Source organism: Chondromyces apiculatus DSM 436 (assembly GCF_000601485.1).
GTDB lineage: Bacteria > Myxococcota_A > Polyangia > Polyangiales > Polyangiaceae > Chondromyces > Chondromyces apiculatus.
In genome coordinates this window covers 154,481-171,805 of sequence record NZ_ASRX01000015.1, presented here as the reverse complement: position 1 = coordinate 171,805, position 17,325 = coordinate 154,481, and the positions used below count along the sequence as shown (strand labels likewise).

General features: G+C 68.2%; 11 protein-coding genes. 4 read left to right on the top strand and 7 right to left on the bottom strand.

From position 1 onward, the window contains the following. The first annotated feature begins 126 nt into the window (after positions 1 to 126). The gene (locus CAP_RS11400; protein ID WP_052374816.1) at positions 127 to 459 is read left to right on the top strand and encodes an ATP synthase F0 subunit C; all 333 of its coding nucleotides are present in this window, start codon (positions 127 to 129) and stop codon (positions 457 to 459) included. 62 nt (positions 460 to 521) lie between these two features. Here the strand turns inward: CAP_RS11400 and CAP_RS11395 are convergent, their stop codons facing one another. From CAP_RS11395 to CAP_RS11380, 4 genes are all read right to left on the bottom strand, one after another. Next, positions 522 to 2,339 carry an ABC1 kinase family protein gene (locus tag CAP_RS11395; protein WP_044239678.1) on the bottom strand — a complete coding sequence of 606 codons (1,818 nt, stop codon included), beginning with the start codon at positions 2,337 to 2,339 and terminating at the stop codon, positions 522 to 524. Positions 2,340 to 2,343: 4 nt separating this feature from the next. Then, the gene (locus CAP_RS11390) at positions 2,344 to 3,753 is read right to left on the bottom strand and encodes a L,D-transpeptidase (protein ID WP_052374813.1); all 1,410 of its coding nucleotides are present in this window, start codon (positions 3,751 to 3,753) and stop codon (positions 2,344 to 2,346) included. Positions 3,754 to 3,807: 54 nt separating this feature from the next. Beyond that, positions 3,808 to 4,251, bottom strand: coding sequence for an FHA domain-containing protein (locus tag CAP_RS50225; RefSeq protein ID WP_197041129.1), 444 nt, complete (start codon positions 4,249 to 4,251; stop codon positions 3,808 to 3,810). Positions 4,252 to 5,190: 939 nt separating this feature from the next. Continuing rightward, positions 5,191 to 6,777 (bottom strand): hypothetical protein, encoded by a 1,587-nt coding sequence (locus CAP_RS11380; RefSeq protein WP_197041128.1) that lies wholly within the window; start codon positions 6,775 to 6,777, stop codon positions 5,191 to 5,193. Positions 6,778 to 7,152: 375 nt separating this feature from the next. On the opposite strand from CAP_RS11380, the gene CAP_RS44275 reads away from it, so the two are divergent. The 3 genes from CAP_RS44275 (at position 7,153) to CAP_RS11360 (ending at position 14,357) form a co-directional block, all read left to right on the top strand. Next, positions 7,153 to 10,494 carry an FtsK/SpoIIIE family DNA translocase gene (locus CAP_RS44275; protein ID WP_081864778.1) on the top strand — a complete coding sequence of 1,114 codons (3,342 nt, stop codon included), beginning with the start codon at positions 7,153 to 7,155 and terminating at the stop codon, positions 10,492 to 10,494. Positions 10,495 to 10,732: 238 nt separating this feature from the next. Beyond that, positions 10,733 to 10,960 carry a hypothetical protein gene (locus CAP_RS11370; protein WP_044239675.1) on the top strand — a complete coding sequence of 76 codons (228 nt, stop codon included), beginning with the start codon at positions 10,733 to 10,735 and terminating at the stop codon, positions 10,958 to 10,960. Positions 10,961 to 13,391: 2,431 nt separating this feature from the next. After that, on the top strand, positions 13,392 to 14,357 hold the full coding sequence (locus tag CAP_RS11360) for a cyclic nucleotide-binding domain-containing protein (protein ID WP_044239673.1): 966 nt from the start codon (positions 13,392 to 13,394) through the stop codon (positions 14,355 to 14,357). A gap of 36 nt (positions 14,358 to 14,393) precedes the next feature. On the opposite strand, the gene CAP_RS11355 is transcribed toward CAP_RS11360, so the two are convergent. The 3 genes from CAP_RS11355 to CAP_RS11345 all read right to left on the bottom strand — a co-directional run bounded on the left by CAP_RS11355 (position 14,394) and on the right by CAP_RS11345 (position 17,325). Continuing rightward, on the bottom strand, positions 14,394 to 14,984 hold the full coding sequence (locus tag CAP_RS11355; protein ID WP_231511328.1) for a hypothetical protein: 591 nt from the start codon (positions 14,982 to 14,984) through the stop codon (positions 14,394 to 14,396). A gap of 242 nt (positions 14,985 to 15,226) precedes the next feature. Further along, positions 15,227 to 16,279 (bottom strand): Leu/Phe/Val dehydrogenase, encoded by a 1,053-nt coding sequence (locus CAP_RS11350; protein WP_044239852.1) that lies wholly within the window; start codon positions 16,277 to 16,279, stop codon positions 15,227 to 15,229. Positions 16,280 to 16,368: 89 nt separating this feature from the next. Next, positions 16,369 to 17,325 carry a hypothetical protein gene (locus tag CAP_RS11345; protein ID WP_156040694.1) on the bottom strand — a complete coding sequence of 319 codons (957 nt, stop codon included), beginning with the start codon at positions 17,323 to 17,325 and terminating at the stop codon, positions 16,369 to 16,371.

The window sequence follows — 17,325 nt, the reverse complement described above, 5'->3', positions numbered from 1 at the left end:
CCTTTCATGAGGGGCTAGCCAACCCGCTGATTTCAGGCTAAGGACCGCGCGCGCGGATCCCAACACCACGCAGAAGAACACCCCGTTCGGCCTTCACGCCGGATGGTTGACAAGGAGCACAATCGGATGTCGCTGAAGAGCAAGCTGTCTCTGTCCGCCATGATCGCCACCGCGGTGGTCCTCTTCCCCGCAATGGCGATGGCGCAGGATGCAGCGTCGAACCAGTTCGACACGAACTCGATGCTGGCCACTGCCGCCGGGTTCGCGGTCGGCCTCGCAGCCCTCGGCGGCACCCTGGGTCAGGGACGCGCTGCCGCCGCTGCTCTCGAGGGTATCTCCCGGAACCCCGGCGCTGCCGCCCGCATCCAGACCCCGATGATTCTCGGTCTGGCGCTCATCGAGTCCCTCGTGCTCCTGGCGTGGGTCATCGCGTTCATGCTCCAGGGCCAGATCAAGTAGCTGGTTCCAGGGACTCCGCGCCCTGGCCCAGCAGGGCGCTGAAGAGCGTCTTCAGCGCCCTGCTAGCGCCAGCGCTTGAGAAGATCTTGCGCGACGTGCAGTAGCAGGTAGGCCAACCCGGAGCCGAGCAGGACGGCGCCCAGGATGATCTGAGCCCCCGTGGCGATGAGCCACGTGCCAGACAGCAGGAAGGCGCCCACGACGAGGCCGGCGAACAGGCGGCGCCCCAGGCGATCGACGACCTGCGGGAGCGAGGTGTCGCTGGTGTGTACGGTCAGCCGGCCCAGCCGCAGCTCTTCGAGGATCTCGCGCGTTTGCTGAGGCAGGTCATAGGCGGTGGTGGAGAGCCGCTCGACGCCGCGCCACAGGTCCATCCCGATGCGCTCCGGCGAGTAACGGCGCCGCAGCAGGTCGAGGAAGTACGGCCGCGCCTCGCCGAAGACGTCGAGGTCGGGATCGAGCTCCTTGCCCACGCCCTCGATGGTCATGAGCGCCTTGCCGACCAGGAAGAAGTCCGGGGGGATCTCGATGCCGAACTTGGTCGCGCCGTTGATCAGGTCGGCGAGCATCGCGGCGAGATCGATCTCCTTGAGCGGCCGGCCGAGGTACTTCTCGGCGAGCACGGAGACGTGGGCGCGGTAGGCGCGCATGTCGATCTTCCGGGTGGGCGTGCCGATGGCGTACAGCGCGTCGGCGACGCCGAGGTGGTCCTGACGGACCGCGGCGATCATGAGGTCGATGGTGCGATCGCGCATCTCGGGCGAGAGCCGACCGACCATACCCAGGTCGATGAACCCGAAGATGGGCTGCGCGGGCGTGCCCATGATGAGGATGTTGCCAGGGTGCGGATCGGCGTGGAAGAAGCCGTCCTCGAAGATCATCTTGATGAGGATCCCCACGGAGGCCTTGGCGATGAGCGGGCCCTCGTGGCCGTGCTCTCGGATGGCGTCGTACACCTTGAAGCCAGGCAGGTACTCCAGCGTCAGCACCTGCTTCGCCGAGGCTTGCCGGTAAACGAAGGGGAAGCGGACCGAGCTGCGGGAGGTGCTCGCGAGATCGCCGGTGATGGCACCCGGTGCCGCGGCGTCGGGCGGGGGCTCGCTGGTGTCGACGGGGCGGTAGCCGGCGAAGTTGCGCGAGAAGCGCGCGGCGTTGTCGGCTTCGAGCAGGAAGTCGAGCTCGCTGGTGATGGCGCGGTCGAACTGGTCGACGAGCTCCGAGGGCGAGTAGATGCGTGACTCGGGGATGACCCGCTCGATCAACGTGGCGAGGGCGTGGAGCAGTTCGAGATCGCTCGTCACGGTGGAGCGAATCCCCGGGCGCTGCACCTTCACCACCACCTCTCTGGGGCCCTCGGGATGGCGAAGCACGGCGCGGTGGACCTGCCCGATGGAGGCGGCGGCCAGCGGGCGCTCGTCGAAGCGTTCGTAGAGGTCCGTGATGGGAGCACCCAGCGCCGTCTCGACGGCCGCTTCGATGTCCTTGAAGGGCAGCGGGGTCACCTCGTCCTGAAGCTTCTTCAGCTCGACGATCCATTCGGGGGGGAGCAGATCGGGGCGCGTCGAGGCGATCTGGCCGAGCTTGACGAAGGAGGGACCGAGGTCCATCGCGCAGAGCCGGACGCGTTCGGCAGGCGAGATCTTGCGCCTGGCTTCCTCACCCTGCTTCTGCGCCTCCTCGGGGACGAAGACGTCGATGCTTTCGCCCTCTCCCCTGCGCGAATCTGCCGCAGCGGGGAGCGCCTTGGGATCCGGCTCGCTCTTCGAACGCCCCCGGAAGCCGAGGCGCTGGCCGATCTCCCCGAAGCCGTGGCGGACGAGGACGAGGTAGATCTGGCGGAGGCGGTTCAGGTCGCGAACAGCGGCGACGATCGAGGGCATCGGATTACCTCACGCGGACGATCGAACCAGGGGTGTGCGGGGAAGGGAGCGCTGCGGTCCACCCCGCGGGGAGGCGCGGTGTGGTCCACCAGAAGAGCCTCTGCGCGTCGAGCGGGGACAGGTTGACGCAGCCGTGACTGCGCACGCGCCCGAAGGAGCGGTGCCAGAAAGCCCCGTGCAGCCCCACGCCCTTGGTGAAGTACTGCACGTAGGGCACGTCCTCCATGCGGTAGTAGCGGGAAGCGCTCTCCTCTTCGAGGTTGTCCATGTCCGAGGTGAGCAGCTTGGCCCAGATGCGGTAGGTGCCAGGAGGCGTGGCCGTGGCTGAGCCCTTCTTCCCTTTGCCGGTGGAGACGAGGGTGGCGAAGACCGGGCGGCGACCTTCGTAGGCGATCACCGTCTGCGAGGCGAGATCGACATCGATCCAGTGCTCACCGACCTCGGCATCCACCTCGGGAGGCGGAGGGGCGACGACCGGGCGCGCGAGATCCCGGAGCGAGAGCCACTGCTCTGGCTGCGCCGCGGTTGCCGGACGCGGGCGCGATTCGGGTGCAGGAGAGACGCGCACGAAGCTGCCTGACACCGTGTCGACCTGCTCTCCGAGCATCAGGCGGACGAAGCGTGCGTGGCTGTCCGATGTCCGCTGGAACGATCGTTCGCCCGCGCGTCGATGGACACGGGCGTCGTCCACCACCACCCAGGCAAAGCGCATCTCCACGGCATCCGGGGCGATCTCGGTGCCCTGGAAGGCAAAGCCGTGGATGGGGGACAGGTCCCGCATCGGAACCCAGAGGCCGCGGCGCGTGCGGCCATACCGGGAGCCACCCTCGAGCCGCTCCTCGACGATCGCCACCGCAAAGCCTGGCTCGAGCTGTTCGATAGGCTCGTCCACGTCGGCAGCGTCGAGGCGGGCGTAGGCGAAGGTCCCTTCATGGCCGACGAAGTGATAGCGGAACGGAAGGCCGTCGGGGGCATGCGGCCAGGTGCGCGTCAGGGCTCCGAGGGGGGCGCCAGGCGAGAGGTCGACGGTGTCCTCGCAGATCCAGGAGGACGGGCCGACCTGGAGCCAGCGCCCATCGCATCCGTCTCCCTGTTGCACCGCGAAGATGGGCAGCGCGGCGCCGAGATCCGCCGAGCCTCGGCGCGGTGCCCTGGCGCTGGGTGCGCCGACGATGGCCTGGTCCTGCTTGCGAACGCGCGCGCTGCGCGCCCACGGAGGAAGCTCGGCGACGTTCGGCGCGGTCCAGATGGATGCGGCGGGCGCATCGGGCGCAGCGGACGGATGGCTCCCGACATCCTGCGGCGACGCCCCGAGCAGGAACAAGGAACTCACCCCTGCTGCGAGGGCCACCGCGGCGCTCGACGCCTTCGGTTGCAGGAGCGCACCTGCGAAGCGGCGTGGCCACGACATCATGAGGGCCGGAGGTCAGCGTTTCGGGTGGGTGCCAGCCGGGCCGACCATCCTGCGTCAGCGGTAGGAGAACCGGACCTCGTGGTCGCAGATCCGGAAGAGATCCCCTTCCATGATGAGCTTCCGCGAGATTCGCTGGCCGTTGTACTCGACGCCGTTCGTCGATCCCATGTCCACCATGTAGTACTGACCGTTCAGGTACTCGACCATGGCGTGCTGGCGCGACACGTTGGGGTCCTTGATGGTCAAGTCGCTGCTCTGCTTGCCGCGGCCGATGATGTAGCGGTCCTTGTTCACGAGGGCGCGCTGACCGGCGTAGATGGAGAAGAGCGACGGCGTGAGCGCGCCACCTGCCCCGGGGCCTCCGGTGGGCAGCGGGCTCGTCCCAGGGGGTCCGCCCATGGGCGGCGGAGGCGGCATGCCAACCGGGGGGGGCGGCGTGTACGCGGGAGGCATGGAGCCGGGCGGCGCCATGCCGGGGGGCGGCATGCCCGGACTCATGCCGGGCGGTCCCATACCTCCCGGAGACATCATGCCCGGAGGCATTGCAGGAGGCGGCGCGTAGCCACCACCCCCCCCCATGGACGTGGGCGGTCCAGGCGGCGGGGGCGGCAACGGAGGGGCAGAACGGCTCGCACCCGACATCGGGGGGCGGATGGTCGGTGCACCACCACCCGGCGGTGGGGGCGGGGGCGGCGCACCCATGCGTCCTCCACTCGCTGGCGGCGGCGGCGGGGGTGCCCCGACACGGCCAGGTACCGGCGGCGGAGGCGCAGGCAGGCTCGGTCTCTTGGACGGTGCCCCAGGGGGACCTGGAGGCGGCGGGGGTGCGCCCGGTCGGACCGGTGGGGGTTGCCCCGTGGTCATGCCAGGAGGCGGCGTTGCGTATGCCGGCGGCGGTGCACCGTAAGCGTTCGGCGGCGGCGGCAATCCTCCGGGTCCGCCGACGAGCGGCGGTGGCGGTGGCGGTGCAGCGGGCGCCGAGCTGTACGCAGGAGGAGGTGGTGCTGGCGAGAAGCTCGATTGCGGCGGCAGCATGGGCGGCTGCGGGGCCGGCGGGGGAGGAGAGCCGCTGCCCACGTTGAGCGCGTGCTGACCTGAACCGGGGCCGCCTTCGGAGCGGGTACTCCCCGGCGGAAGCGGACGCGGGCTGTAGCTCCGCTGCCGCGCGTACTGCTTCATCGACTCATTGATCAGGTAGTCGATGGAGCACTCTAGTTCGCGCGCCATCTGCTCGAACGTCTCCCAGAGGACGTCGCGGCACTGGAACGTTCGTGCGCTCTTTTTATTCGGATCCGCGCTCATCTCTTCCCACTCGACGATACCGGAGGAGGGAACACGCTGGGAAGTTTCCCACCGCACCTGCCTCGTCCAGCAAGACTCTGGTCATTTGGAAGGCTCACTCGTCACGCGACCACAGCAGCCCGCCACAAGCCCGCCTCATCTCTTCTCGGTCGGCTTTTCCTCGGTTTTATCAGCCTTCTCGAGCGGCGCGCCCGCACGGTTCTCTGGCGGGGTGCTCCGCTCCTCCACAGCAGGCTCTATGCAGTAGCGCACGAACTCACCGATGGTTGTGATCTCTCTCTGCTCACGCTCGGCGGACCCGCTCTTCGCGACCTCGCACGTCCACTTGCAGTCAGGGTCGGCATCACAGGTCGGCGCTCTCGTCCCGTCGGACTCCAGCGGCTTGAGGACCTCCAGGTCGGCTGGCTTCCCGAAGGTGAAGTAATAGGCAACCGCGCTCGCCCTCGCGGTGGGCGACCCCTTGGTGAGGTGCGGACGAAGCGCATCCACGGGCACGCCTTCCTTCAGATCGCCGAGGAGGGCACCGTAAGTGATCGCCTCGGGGAGGGCGAATCCTTTGGGCTCCGGGAGCTTGCCGAGGAACTCGTCGATGTGCTTGACCGTCGAGAGTCGGAGCAACGTCGCCGCCGCAGCGCGGCGCGTCTTCCACTTGTCCATCTTGAAGAGGCCATAGAGGCTCTCGGCGATCTGCTCGCGAGGGAGCTCGCCGATCCGCCGGAATGCCTGATCGAGGACGGCGTCAGGGGCGTCCTTGGTGACGATGCCGAGGACGCGGCGGAGATCCTCGGGGTTGTCCTTGCTGAGCTGCTTTTCGAGCGCCGCCAGCGCGGCCTGGCGACGTTTCTCCCCTTGCGCGGGGTCGGAGGCGACGCCGAGAAGGAACTCGACGACCGGGCGACCACCGATCTTGCGCATCGAGCCGAAGAGGCGGAAGAGTTCCTCGTCCTGATACTGCGCGAGCTGCGCTTCGAGCTGCTTCTCCGTGGGTGCGAGCTTCGAGGCCTCGTTGGCCTTCTGCAGCTCCGGCTTCTTCTGTTGCAGCCACTCGCTGGAGAGCGTCCAGCGGGCCACGGAGGCAAGCTGCTCGGAGGCCGCCGCCTTCGTTGCCGGATCACCCAGCTCGGCGATCAGCGAGGCCGTCTGATCCAGCCGGCGGGCCTCTCGGTTGAGCAGCTTCGGGAGCCCTGCCACCGCGGGAGCTCCGATCAACCGGAGGAGTTGCTCCATCCCGTAGGCCTGCTGGCGGTTGTCCAGGCGCCTCTCGAAGTCAGCCAGTACCCACTCGATCAGCGCCGTCTTGAGGTTCTGTTTCTGCACCTCGTCATCGAGGATCGGCGGCTCCGCGGAGAGAACCATGAAAGCCGCATCCTTGTAAGGATAGGACGGGTCCTCGGGTGCCGGCTGGCCCGCGGGGCTCGGCACGGGAGGCGGCCGTCTCAGCTCGGCGATGATCGCTGGAATGAGGGTCGCCCAGATGGGCTGCCTGGCCTCGGCCGGGATCGCCGAGAGTCCTTCGAGGAGAATGCCCAGGCCCACGTGCCTGCCCTGACGTGGCTCCATCCGGATCAGGGACAGCGCAGCTTCGACCTGGAGGGGCGTCTCGTACTTGTCGTGGATGAGTACAGCCTTCAATTTCTCGGGGCCATACACCGTCTTCTCCCACCGATGGATGTCGGTCTCGTCGACGCGGCACCCGCCGCTCACGAACGCAGCACCGGCCATGGCGCACAACAGATAAAAGCTCGCGGCGCTACAGCTCCGCCCTGCTCGTCCAGCACCCGCCATGCTTCCTCGGAGAGAAGAGGAGGGCGATGGTAGCGCCCGAGCCACCCGCATCAAAAGAATTTCCGGGCTCATCTCGTCGCTCGTACCACCCTGGCTCGCGCAGCAGCACCGAGTTGCAGCCCGGCATCGCAGCAGGAGCGAGCCACCCGTCCTCGCCACGGTCCATCATTTTTGTAACTTGCCGTTCGCATCCGGGACGCTGTTCCGGTGACCCCCCGGAACTCCTCGCTGCACCGGGTCACCGCAAAGAACCCGCTTTCTTGTACGAGGGCCCATCGGACGGCTATGTGGTCGAGGTAGGTTCAGGTAGGCATGAACTTTCCTCTCTTCGCTCCGCGACGGAGTGACCCCGCTGTCGCCACGGATTCGCAGGGGCTACCTGCAGCCGTGGATGGTCGCGTCGTCCGTGGTGGGTCCATCGGAGCCTCTCGCAGGTCGGGCAGTCCTGTGGCTCAGGAAGGGGCGGCCGCCGTCCACCGACGCTCGCCGGGGCACAGTTATGCGCGCGAGGGAGGAGCACTGGTGTTGCTCACCTCTGCCCTGTACTGCGCGCTGGCGCTCGCCTCTTTCCAGGCCGACCGTCTTCGCCCCGAGATCGCCGGCGCCGACTGGGTGGGCCCCGTGGGGGCCGCCATCGCCAGCTCCGTGGTGGGCGCGGTGGGCGCGGTGTCTTGGTTCTTGCCGCTCGAACTCGCGCTCCTCGCGTCCCCGTTGCTCGCCGGGCGTCGCTGGCTCGACAACGACCGCCGCGAGCTCAAGGGAGTACTGAGCGCGACGGTGTCACGCATCAGCGGAGACATCATCGTGGTGGTGGTGCTCGCGGCGCTGGCCCACGTGGCCTTCCCCGAAGCGCTGGTGTTCGGCGCGATGCCGCTCGGCGGGGCGGTCGGCGAGCTGTTCGGCGAGATCCTGAGGGCGCTCTTCTCCAGCACCGGCTCCTACATCATCGGGTCCACCGTGGTCGCGCTGATCTTGATTGGCCGCGCGACGTTCTCGTTCATCGAGCTGGTCCAGCGTATCGAGCGGCTCGCCACGCGGCTCGCCATGGCCATGACGCGGTGGGCACGCTCGCTCGTGGGCGCCTGGACGGCCGCATCCGAACTCGAACGGAGAGGCTCTGTCGACGAGGAGGAAATGCCTCGGATCGAGAGGAACTCCAACCCTGATGCGATCATCGCCGCACTCTCGGACGATGAGGCATTGCCTCCGTCAGAGAGCGCTACCGTCACCGCTGGTGCTGCGACCCTGGGGACGGGCCACTGGACGACGGCAGGGGATGCCGATCCTCCTTCACCTCCGGCGGCCTCCGAGACGAAGCAGAAACGCGCACGCCGGACGCGCGCTGCAGGAATCGAGGTTGAAGCCGCGGCCCAGCCCCTGGAGAGCGCGCTCGCCACGCCAGCTCCCACCGTCGAGATCGACGCGACGACAGAGTCGCCGGCCGCGGGTGAGGTGCACCCGCCAGCGTCCTCGGCAGGCCCCAAGATCATGACGACGCCCGCGATGTTGCCTCGTTCGCCCGTGGAGCTGGAGCCACCCGTACGAGCGCTGGATCTCTCGGGGATGATCGAAGAGGCCGTACGAGAGGATGCGCCCCTCGCATCGCCCACCTCCCAGGCACGCGGAGCGAACACGGAGGCAGCACCTGCCCGTCGGGCGAGCCCTCCGCAGGAGCGAGCACCTCGCGCGAGGCGTCGCGCCGTGGCCATCGCCGTCGAGGAGCAACCAGAGCCTGCTCCGAGCGAGGATGACGAGGGAGCTGGAAACGAGGAGCTCTTCTCCGAGGCGTCGCTCGAAGGCATGCCGTCGGAGAGCAGTGACCCGATCGTGCCTCCTGTAGAACCATCCTCCGAGGAGCTTCCGCTTCCCCGCGAGGGCCTTCGACGTGAGGGCAGTCGGCGTGCGTCACCCCGGAGAGTGCAGCCGGCAGTCGCGGAGATCTCCGAGGACACGGCAGCCGAGAGCGAGGACGACGACGCGGATGAAGTCGACGCGGAGGACGCGCACGAAGAGTTCCCGCGTGTGCACGAGCAGCCGGCGCCGCGCCCGGCTGCGGAAGCACGCGGTCCCCACGTGGTGAACACCAGGAGCACCCTCGAACCCGAGAAGCCGGTCCTCGTGAAGGTCATTCCATCGGCGCGCACGGGCTTCGTCCTGCCTTCGACGGAGATGCTCGAATCGGCGAGCACCGACCGGATGCAGATCGATGAAGCTCAGCTCAAGGAGATGGCGCAGCTTCTCGAGAAGACGCTCGCCGACTACGGTGTCAGCGGGAAGGTCGAAGAGATTCATCCCGGTCCGACGGTGACCACCTTCGAGGTCTCCCCCGCTCCTGGAACGAAGGTGTCGAAGGTCGCCGGACTGGCCGACGATCTCGCCCTCGGTCTGTCGCGCAAGGTCCGCATCGTGGCCCCGATTCCCGGCAAGAACCGGATCGGCTTCGAGATTCCCAACGAGCAGCGCCTCCCGGTCAACCTGCGCGATCTCGTCGAAGATCGCCGGTTCCTCGACATGAAGGCACCTCTGCCCTGCGTGCTCGGTCGAGACATCATCGGCACGCCGTATTTCGCCGACCTGGCGTCGATGCCTCACGTCATCGTGGCGGGCGCGACCGGGGCTGGAAAAAGCGTGGGGCTGAACGTGATGCTGGTGAGCCTGCTCTTCCGGAGGACTCCGGAGGAGCTGAGGCTCCTGATGATCGATCCGAAGGTCGTGGAGCTCGCGCCCTTCGACCGGATCCCCCACATGCTCTTGCCGGTCGTGACGGACATGAAGCAAGCGGCGACCGCGCTCAAGTGGGCCGTCGACGAAATGGAGCGGCGCTACCAGCTTTTTGCCAATGCAGGGACGAAGAACATCACGACCTACAATGGCTGGGTCGAGCGCGTGCGGCGTGGCGACGCGAAGCCTCCGAAGGCAGCGGCGCGGGTGAGCGCCGTGGCGCATGACGGCTCGGAGGTGGAGGTCCCCGCGGCGCGAGATGGTTCGGACGCGGAGCTGCCCATGAAGCTCCCGTTCATCGTGATCGTGGTGGACGAGTTCGCCGATCTGATGATGCAGCAGGGCAAGGATGTGGAGGCGAGCGTCGCGAGGCTGGCCCAGAAAGCACGCGCGGCGGGCATGCACGTGATCCTCGCGACGCAGCGGCCGAGCGTCGACGTGATCACCGGGATGATCAAGGCGAACTTTCCGACGCGCGTGGCGTTCCGGGTCGCTCAGAAGGTGGACAGCAGGACCATCCTCGACGAGCAAGGCGCCGAGCACCTCCTGGGGCGCGGGGACATGCTGGTGAAGATGAACGGTGCCAACGACACGCGCCGCGTGCAGTGCCCGTTCTGTTCTGAAGAAGAGGTCCAGCGAATCACGGACTTCCTGCGCTCGCAGGGTGAGCCTGTCTACGACGAAGCGATCCTGCAGGCCCGTGACGAAGAGGACGAAGAGACCGACACCGCCGACTTGGAGAACGATGCGATGTACGACGCGGCAGTGCGTGTCGTGGCCGATACGCGGCGCTGCTCGACCTCGTGGATCCAGAGGAAGCTGGGGATCGGATACAACCGGGCAGCAAAGCTGGTGGAAGCGATGGAGAAGCGCGGCCTGGTCGGGCCTGCGAACGGAGCCAAGGACAGGGAGGTCTTGATCTCTCCAGTGTAGCTGCTTTCTTCCACCGGGCTTTCCGCGACGGGGATGCTGAAGTCCGGTGTGGCTCAGTGGACCATGCACCGCGCTTGCACTAAGAACGTTCCGTTCGCGTGAGGTGCAGGAAGATCGGGAGCCGCACTTGGTCGGGGTCGTGGACTGAGACCTCCTCGCGCCCATTTCTATCGGCTCGGTGAGACCCTGAACCCGAGCACTTTGACATTCCCGAGTACATGCTTCATGGAGCAGCAGGATGGCCGAGGAAGAGCAGCGCACCCGTCTCATTGCCGAGATTGCGAGCCTCCTCAGCAGTGAGCACGCCATGCCCCCGGAAGCTCGCGCCGCCGGCCTGACCCTCATTGGCTGGCTCGCCCGACGTATGCCGGGTGAGTTTGCCTCCCGCGCTGGCGTCGAAGAGATGGGAGCCTGCCTCGCGCTGGACAGCCCAGCGCAGCAGCAAGAGGGTCGACGCTCGAAGTGATCCGGTGTAGTTCCTGGCAAGAGGTTCGCGTACGTCGCCAGCCCTCTCGCGCCGGGTCAACACTCCTGAGCGGGTTCAACGACGCCTCCTCCACCCCGCAACGATGGATGGCGTATCCCTCCGAGTTTCCATGGTACGGCCTCCGGTAGGGCTGTGATAGGTGGTGCTCATGGCGGACCACATGGTGGCCCTCCCAGAACCGCATCCCGAGGACGACGAGGATGTCGTCTGGGGTCTGTCCACGGCGAGGACGCTATGGATGCGTGGCGAACGAAGCGACGCGATCGTGTGGCTGCGTCGCGCCGTCGATGCTGCTGACGCGGCAGGACAGACGTTTCGCGCTTCGGAGATCGGCCTGTGTCTGAGCGCGCTGCAAGAGGTCCTGGACAAGTGGCCTCCAGGCGCGGAGCCCCCCGCTGCAGGTCCGCTTTCTGATCTGCAGCCTCCCAACCAGAGCGCACCTGCGCGAGCCCCTGAGCTCTCGACGACCCCCGAGCCTGCAACCTCTCTGCCGCAGTCGTCGACGAACCTTGCGTCGCTCGCCTCCACAACGCCCGCACCACCCGTGTACACGCCCGCGCTGCCCGGCGAGGTCTCCGCGCACGCGCACCCTGTCCCCGCGTCGACAGCACGCTTCGCGTCTTCTCCGGCGGCCGTCTCTGGATCCGCTTTCCCGCCATCATCGCCTGAGATCGCGCGCGGGTCAGCGTCGAGCGGCCAGTTCCCGATCCCTGTACATCCCCGGGTCCCGACCTTTGGTCCTCCCGTGGCGCTGCCCCCCGATCCCCCCCCGTCGCCCCCCGGTGGCCCGGCTCCTGCGGGCGTTCACGACGGGGCGCAGGACCTCGCGTTTCCGGCACCCGCGCCTTCCCACCGCCCCGTGCCAGCGTCACATGCGACGAAGCCCGAATGGTCGCTGCCGTCCGTCCCGGCACCGCCACCTCACCACGATGGCGGCGACGGGGCGCACACCTCCTCAGGGGCACAGAGGCCTGTAGCCTCCACACATCCGCAACCGCCGTTTGCGGCATCGAGCCCGCCAGCGCCTCGCCAGGCGGCCCCCGCATCCATTCCCTCACGGTCTCTGAGCACCGCGCCGGAGGCTGGCGGTTCGCGTGGGCCCGCGAGCATCCCGCCCGCAGCCACGGTGCTCGTGAAGGACGTGGCAGCCCTCGATGGCGCTGCGGTTCCCCTCGCCTCACTGTCGACGGCGCCGCAAGCGCCCCAGGGAAGTTCTCCTGAAGGTGCGAGCGCAAGCCCTGCGCGCAAGCGTCAGCCCCGCGCCCCCATCCTCGATCCCTGGTCCGAGGACACCACCTCGACGCCGCGCCGACCCGCAGGCGAGGTGTTCAGCCGCGAGCAGAACGCTTTCCTGGTGACCCACCGGCCGCCTGTCAGTCAGACGGACGAGGAGGATGACCAGGTCGTCACCTCGGCCGCGCCGCTGACCGCGATGACCTTCTCGCAGAAGAAGAAGACCCCACGCGCTCAGTCTTCGATCGCACCTCCTGCAACGGGCGATGCGGGTCAGTCCGCTGCGGGCCGCTTGAGCGGCGTCGGGGGCTCCATTCCTCCGAAGCTGAGCAGAGATCGCGTCTCGGAGGCTCCGGCAGAGAAAGGAATGGCCCTCGACGTCCCAGGGATACCACCTCCCCCCTCGACAGTACGAGGGACACACCCCACGCTCGGCGCGTCGACAGCGCCTCCAGCCGCTCCTCCCGAGGGGTCGCCAAGGGCGCGCTCCATACCGCCGCCAGCATCCACCACACTGCCCGCGCAACCTTCTGCACCGGTGCAGGCGCCGATGGGAGTGGCTCCGTCGAAGGTCCCTCCTGCGCTGGAAGAGGCGCCGCAACCTCCTGCTGTCTCACCCTCCCTCGCGGCAAACTCGCGGCCTCCCGGCAAGCTCACCGTCGATCCGCAGTCGCGGCCATCCAGCCCGCCCCCGCAGCCCGCACAGTCGCCGCAACCATCGAGGACGAGGCCCTCCATTCCGGCGCCGGCGACACCGCAGCGTCAGCCCGCATCCCCCCAGACCAGACCACCGGCTGCTGGGGCATCTGCAACACCACCAGCCACCTCTGTCGAACCGCCGCCCGCTCCTCAGCCTCTCGCCCAGCCGGCGCCGGTCTCCATCGCCCCCTCTGCGCCGTCGCTGCCTCCGCGGCCCACCATTCCACCTGCGAAAGCCTCGACGCCGGGCACGCCTCCAGGCCACAAGCCTGCGTCGCCAGATCCGGCTGCATTGCCGCCTGTGGTGAACGGGGCAGCAGCCCCCACCAGGGTCACCCCTGGGCCCTCCGTCGGACAGGAGACCGCACCCGCACCTCGCGTGAAAACGCCCTCGCTGGCGCCCACGCCGTCGCCCCCTGCCCTCCCTGCGCTCGCGTCCACAGCTCCTGCCGCCACGACGCCGGTACCGGGTGCCGGGATGCCCACCGTCATGGCATTCGCGGCACCACAGGCTGCAGAGGCGACCGCCACCGCGGATGTCACCCGAGAGGGGCACTCCAGCAGACCACACGACCTCACGCGGAACAGGGAGTCGGTCGGCCCCGTTGCCGTCGCCCCCCTCCACCCCTCCTCCGCTCCGCATCTCACGCCGCCGCCGAAGCCCGAAGAGGCACCCACCGAGACGCTGTCCGCCGGGCTCACCGCGCACGATCTGGTGGGCCTGGACGCCTTCGCAGATTTGCCGGAGGAGATGCATGTACAGCTCGCGCGCAGTGCACGCGTCGAAGCACTGACGCCAGACGAAGAGGTCGCGGGATTCGGCGTCGCCCTGGTCCTCAGCGGCGAGGCATCGGTGTGCACCAGCATCGTGGACACGCCTGCCCTGCAAGCCGAGGGCGGGACGCTGGTGCCCTCCTGCGGGACGCTCGCGGAAGGCATGCCCCTCCGCGTCGTCGCTGGTCCCAAGGGCGCACGGGTCGCGGTGTGGGATCAGCCCGCCATCGACGAAGCGATCCGCGCCTGCCCGTGGGTCGTCGACGAGCTGCGGGAGGTGTCGGATCGGCTGCAGGCGTTCGCAGGAGCGACCATCGGCCCCCTCGGCGATCTCGAAGAGTCGCAGCTCCACCACGTCCTGGAGCGCCTGCGGATACAGGCCCTGGAACCCGGAGAGACCATCGTCCTCAGCGGCCACCCGGTGCCCGGGCTGGTGGTCGTGGGCGCCGGGACCGTGGAGTTCTTCGAGCAGGAACCCGGCCCGGCCTCTGCGGCTGCGAGGCCAGGCGACATCCTCTTCGCGAGCGCACTGCTCTCAGGGCAGGAATCTCCGGCCACGGCCCGAGCAGCCACGGGCGGCGCGCTGGTGCTCATCGGAGAACATCCCACGCTGCGCGCGCTCTTCGAGCAGTTCCCGGAGCTGCTTCACCTGCTCAGCACGGAGATCTAGACCCGCGCCGCCCCATGGGGACGGGCACACCCGGGACTAACGGGTCCCCTCGCCCTGGCCTCCCTTGTCGAGCTGCCAGACGAGCTCCGAGTTGCCCTGCGCGCCCGCGAACCGCAGACCGAACCACGTCGCGCGTTGCGAGATCGTCGGGCGCCCATCGGCGGTGGTGCGCGGGAAACGGATCCGAAACGCCTGCCGCCACACCGTGTTGTACGGGTAATAGGTGCGTTCCAGTGCGTTGGGCCGTCTCAGCGCGACGATCTCCTCGGGGGCGGTCTCGTTGCCCGTGTCGTCGATCAGGCGAACGATCCAGGCACTCTCGGGCTTGGTCAGGTCTGAGTGCCGCCGCTCGCCGCCCTGGATGGCCACGAAGAACTGGTGATGCTGCTGCGTCTCGGCGAGCGTCTTCTCCAGCAGCTTCTTTCGCTGGTCGATCGTGAGCCGGTAATCCTGAACGTACCGGGCCACATAGGCCCACCGAAAATCCCAACCCTCGAAGGTGGCCGTCGCCGTGAGGAAGTTCTCAAGCTCGGAGAGCGCGATCAGGTGCTCCGTGCGTGTCCACTTGCGAAGCACGCCCTCGTAGTCCGTACCGACATACTCGCGTGGTCCCTCGCGCAGGCTCACCGTCGTCGTCGAGCAGCCTCCCAGGACGAGCGACACCGCGAGCAAGAACCCCAGCCTGGATCGTCTCACGTCCGCCACGCCCCCACGGTATCCGGCGCTGCCATGAATTGCATCCCCTCACCGCTTCCCCTTCGACTCGAGCGCGTCCCTGGTCTCTGGCGAGACCTTTCGAGCGAAGCGACGGGGGAGCGAGCATCAGGAGTGCAGGGGCCGAGAGGCCCCTGACCCAGGGTATGCCGTACCTAGCTGCGGGGGCGCCAGCTCGGTTTGCCGAGCCTGGCCAGCTTCTCCTCCACCATGAGGTCCGCCACGCGGTAGGTGGGCGTCAGCGTCTTGCCGCTGCGCTCGGCGATCTCGTGGATGGTGTCGTAGATCTTCATCGTCCTCTCGCGCGCCTTGTTCAGATCGTAGCCCTCGACCTCCAGCGCCACGTTGATCAACCCACCGGCGTTGATCGCGTAGTCGGGTGCGTAGAGGATCCCGCGGGCGTTCAGGTCGTCACCGTGACGAGGCTCGGCGAGCTGGTTGTTGGCGGCGCCAGCGATGATCCCCGCCTTGATACGGGGGATGGTCTTGTCGTTCAGCGCCGAGCCCAGCGCGCAGGGCGCGAGCACCTCGCAGTCCACCTCGAAGATCTGTTCGAGGCTCACGATCGTCGCCCCGAACTCGCGCTGCGCCCGCTCCGCCTTGAGCGGGTCCACGTCGGCGACCGAGAGCCGCGCGCCAGCGGCGAACAGCTCCTTGCAGAGGTGGTAGCCCACGTGCCCCACGCCCTGCACGGCCACGTGGATGCCCTCCAGCGAGTCGCGCCCCAGCCGGATCTTCGCGCAGGCCTCGATCCCCCGCCGCACCCCCAGCGCGGTGAACGGCGACGGATCGCCCGAGCCACCGTTACGCTGGTCCACGCCGCACACGTGCTTGGTGGCCGTGCGGATGACATCCATGTCCTCGAGGCCGGTGCCCGAGTCCTCCGCGGTGATGTACCGGCCCCCGAGATCCTCGATGAAGCGGCCAAAGGCGAGGAACAGGGCAGCCCTGTCGAAGTGCGGCGTCGCCGGCCGCATCAGCACCGATTTCCCGCCGCCATGGGGGATGCCGGCGAGCGCCGCCTTGTAGGTCATGCCGCGGGCGAGCCTGAGCGCGTCCACGATGGCGTCTTCTTCTCGCGTGTAGGTCAGGAACCGGCAGCCACCCAGAGCCGGTCCGAGCCGTGTGTCATGGATCGCGACGATCGCGCGCAGCCCCGCACCGGCGTCGCGCTTCAGATGTACCTCACCGTAGTCGTAGTCCGTCATGCGCTCGAAGACGTCCACAGATGGCTCCTTTCAGGTCGTGCAGCGCCCTATAGCACGCCCCTCCCGGTACTCGTCCACGACGCGGCGCGCTACAGACCAGGCGCTGGATCGCTCCGACGGCCCGTGGGGAAGGTGAACCCGACGTTGAGCCGCGCGGCATAGTAAGTCTCGACCTCACCACGCAGCGGCGTCGCGAGAGGGAAGAGCATGCTCAGCGCCGGCTGGACGTAGGGGAACATGAAGCGGATGCTCGGCGAGATGGCGAACGCCGCGCGCTCTCCGTCATTGACCCTGGGGTCCGCCGTCAACTGGTACACCTCCCACAGCTCCAGCCCGAGACCGATGGCTTCCGTCGCGCGATAGCCGAAGTAGAACGTGGCGCGGGCGGTCAGGTCGTAGCGGGGCTCTTCGGGCATGAGCTCGCGGACCACCAGCGACCAGTCGAGGCCCTGGCGGAGCTGGAAGATGAAGGGTCCTGTCACCAGGCGGATGTCGAACCAGGGACGTGCGACCAGCGTCATGTCGGCGAAATAGGCAGCGTCCCAGGGGCGCACGGTGCGCGCGGCCTGGAGCACGTCCTGCTCTGCCCCGGTCAGGTTGCGCGGCGCTGGCAGGACGACCCCGAACCCTCCCCCTGACGCCAGCCCCCGAACGCTCGACCAGACCCCCCGCCCCCAGATCTCCGGGCTCCCCAGCAGGGTCTTGCTCCCCACGCCAGGCAGCGCGGCGGAGGCGATCTCGTGCGCTGCGCCGATGAACCACCGGCGTGGAACGAGCGGCAGCTCCAGCTCCCCGTGCGCGGACCATCCGTACGCCGAGCCGCCCGTGCTGGGTGGCTCAGGCTCGATGACCGAGACGGTCGTCTCGAACGTGAAGGTGAGATCGCGGCGGGTCAGACCCGGCAGGGTTGGAGGAGCGGGTGGATCGAAGACCGCTTGCTCCTCCGCGATTGCTCCGAGGGGGGGAGATCCCTGGGCGCTCGCGCTCGGCCCCGCGAAGAAGACCGTGAGCGCGCCAGCCAGGCACAGAGGTCGACACAGGCGCAC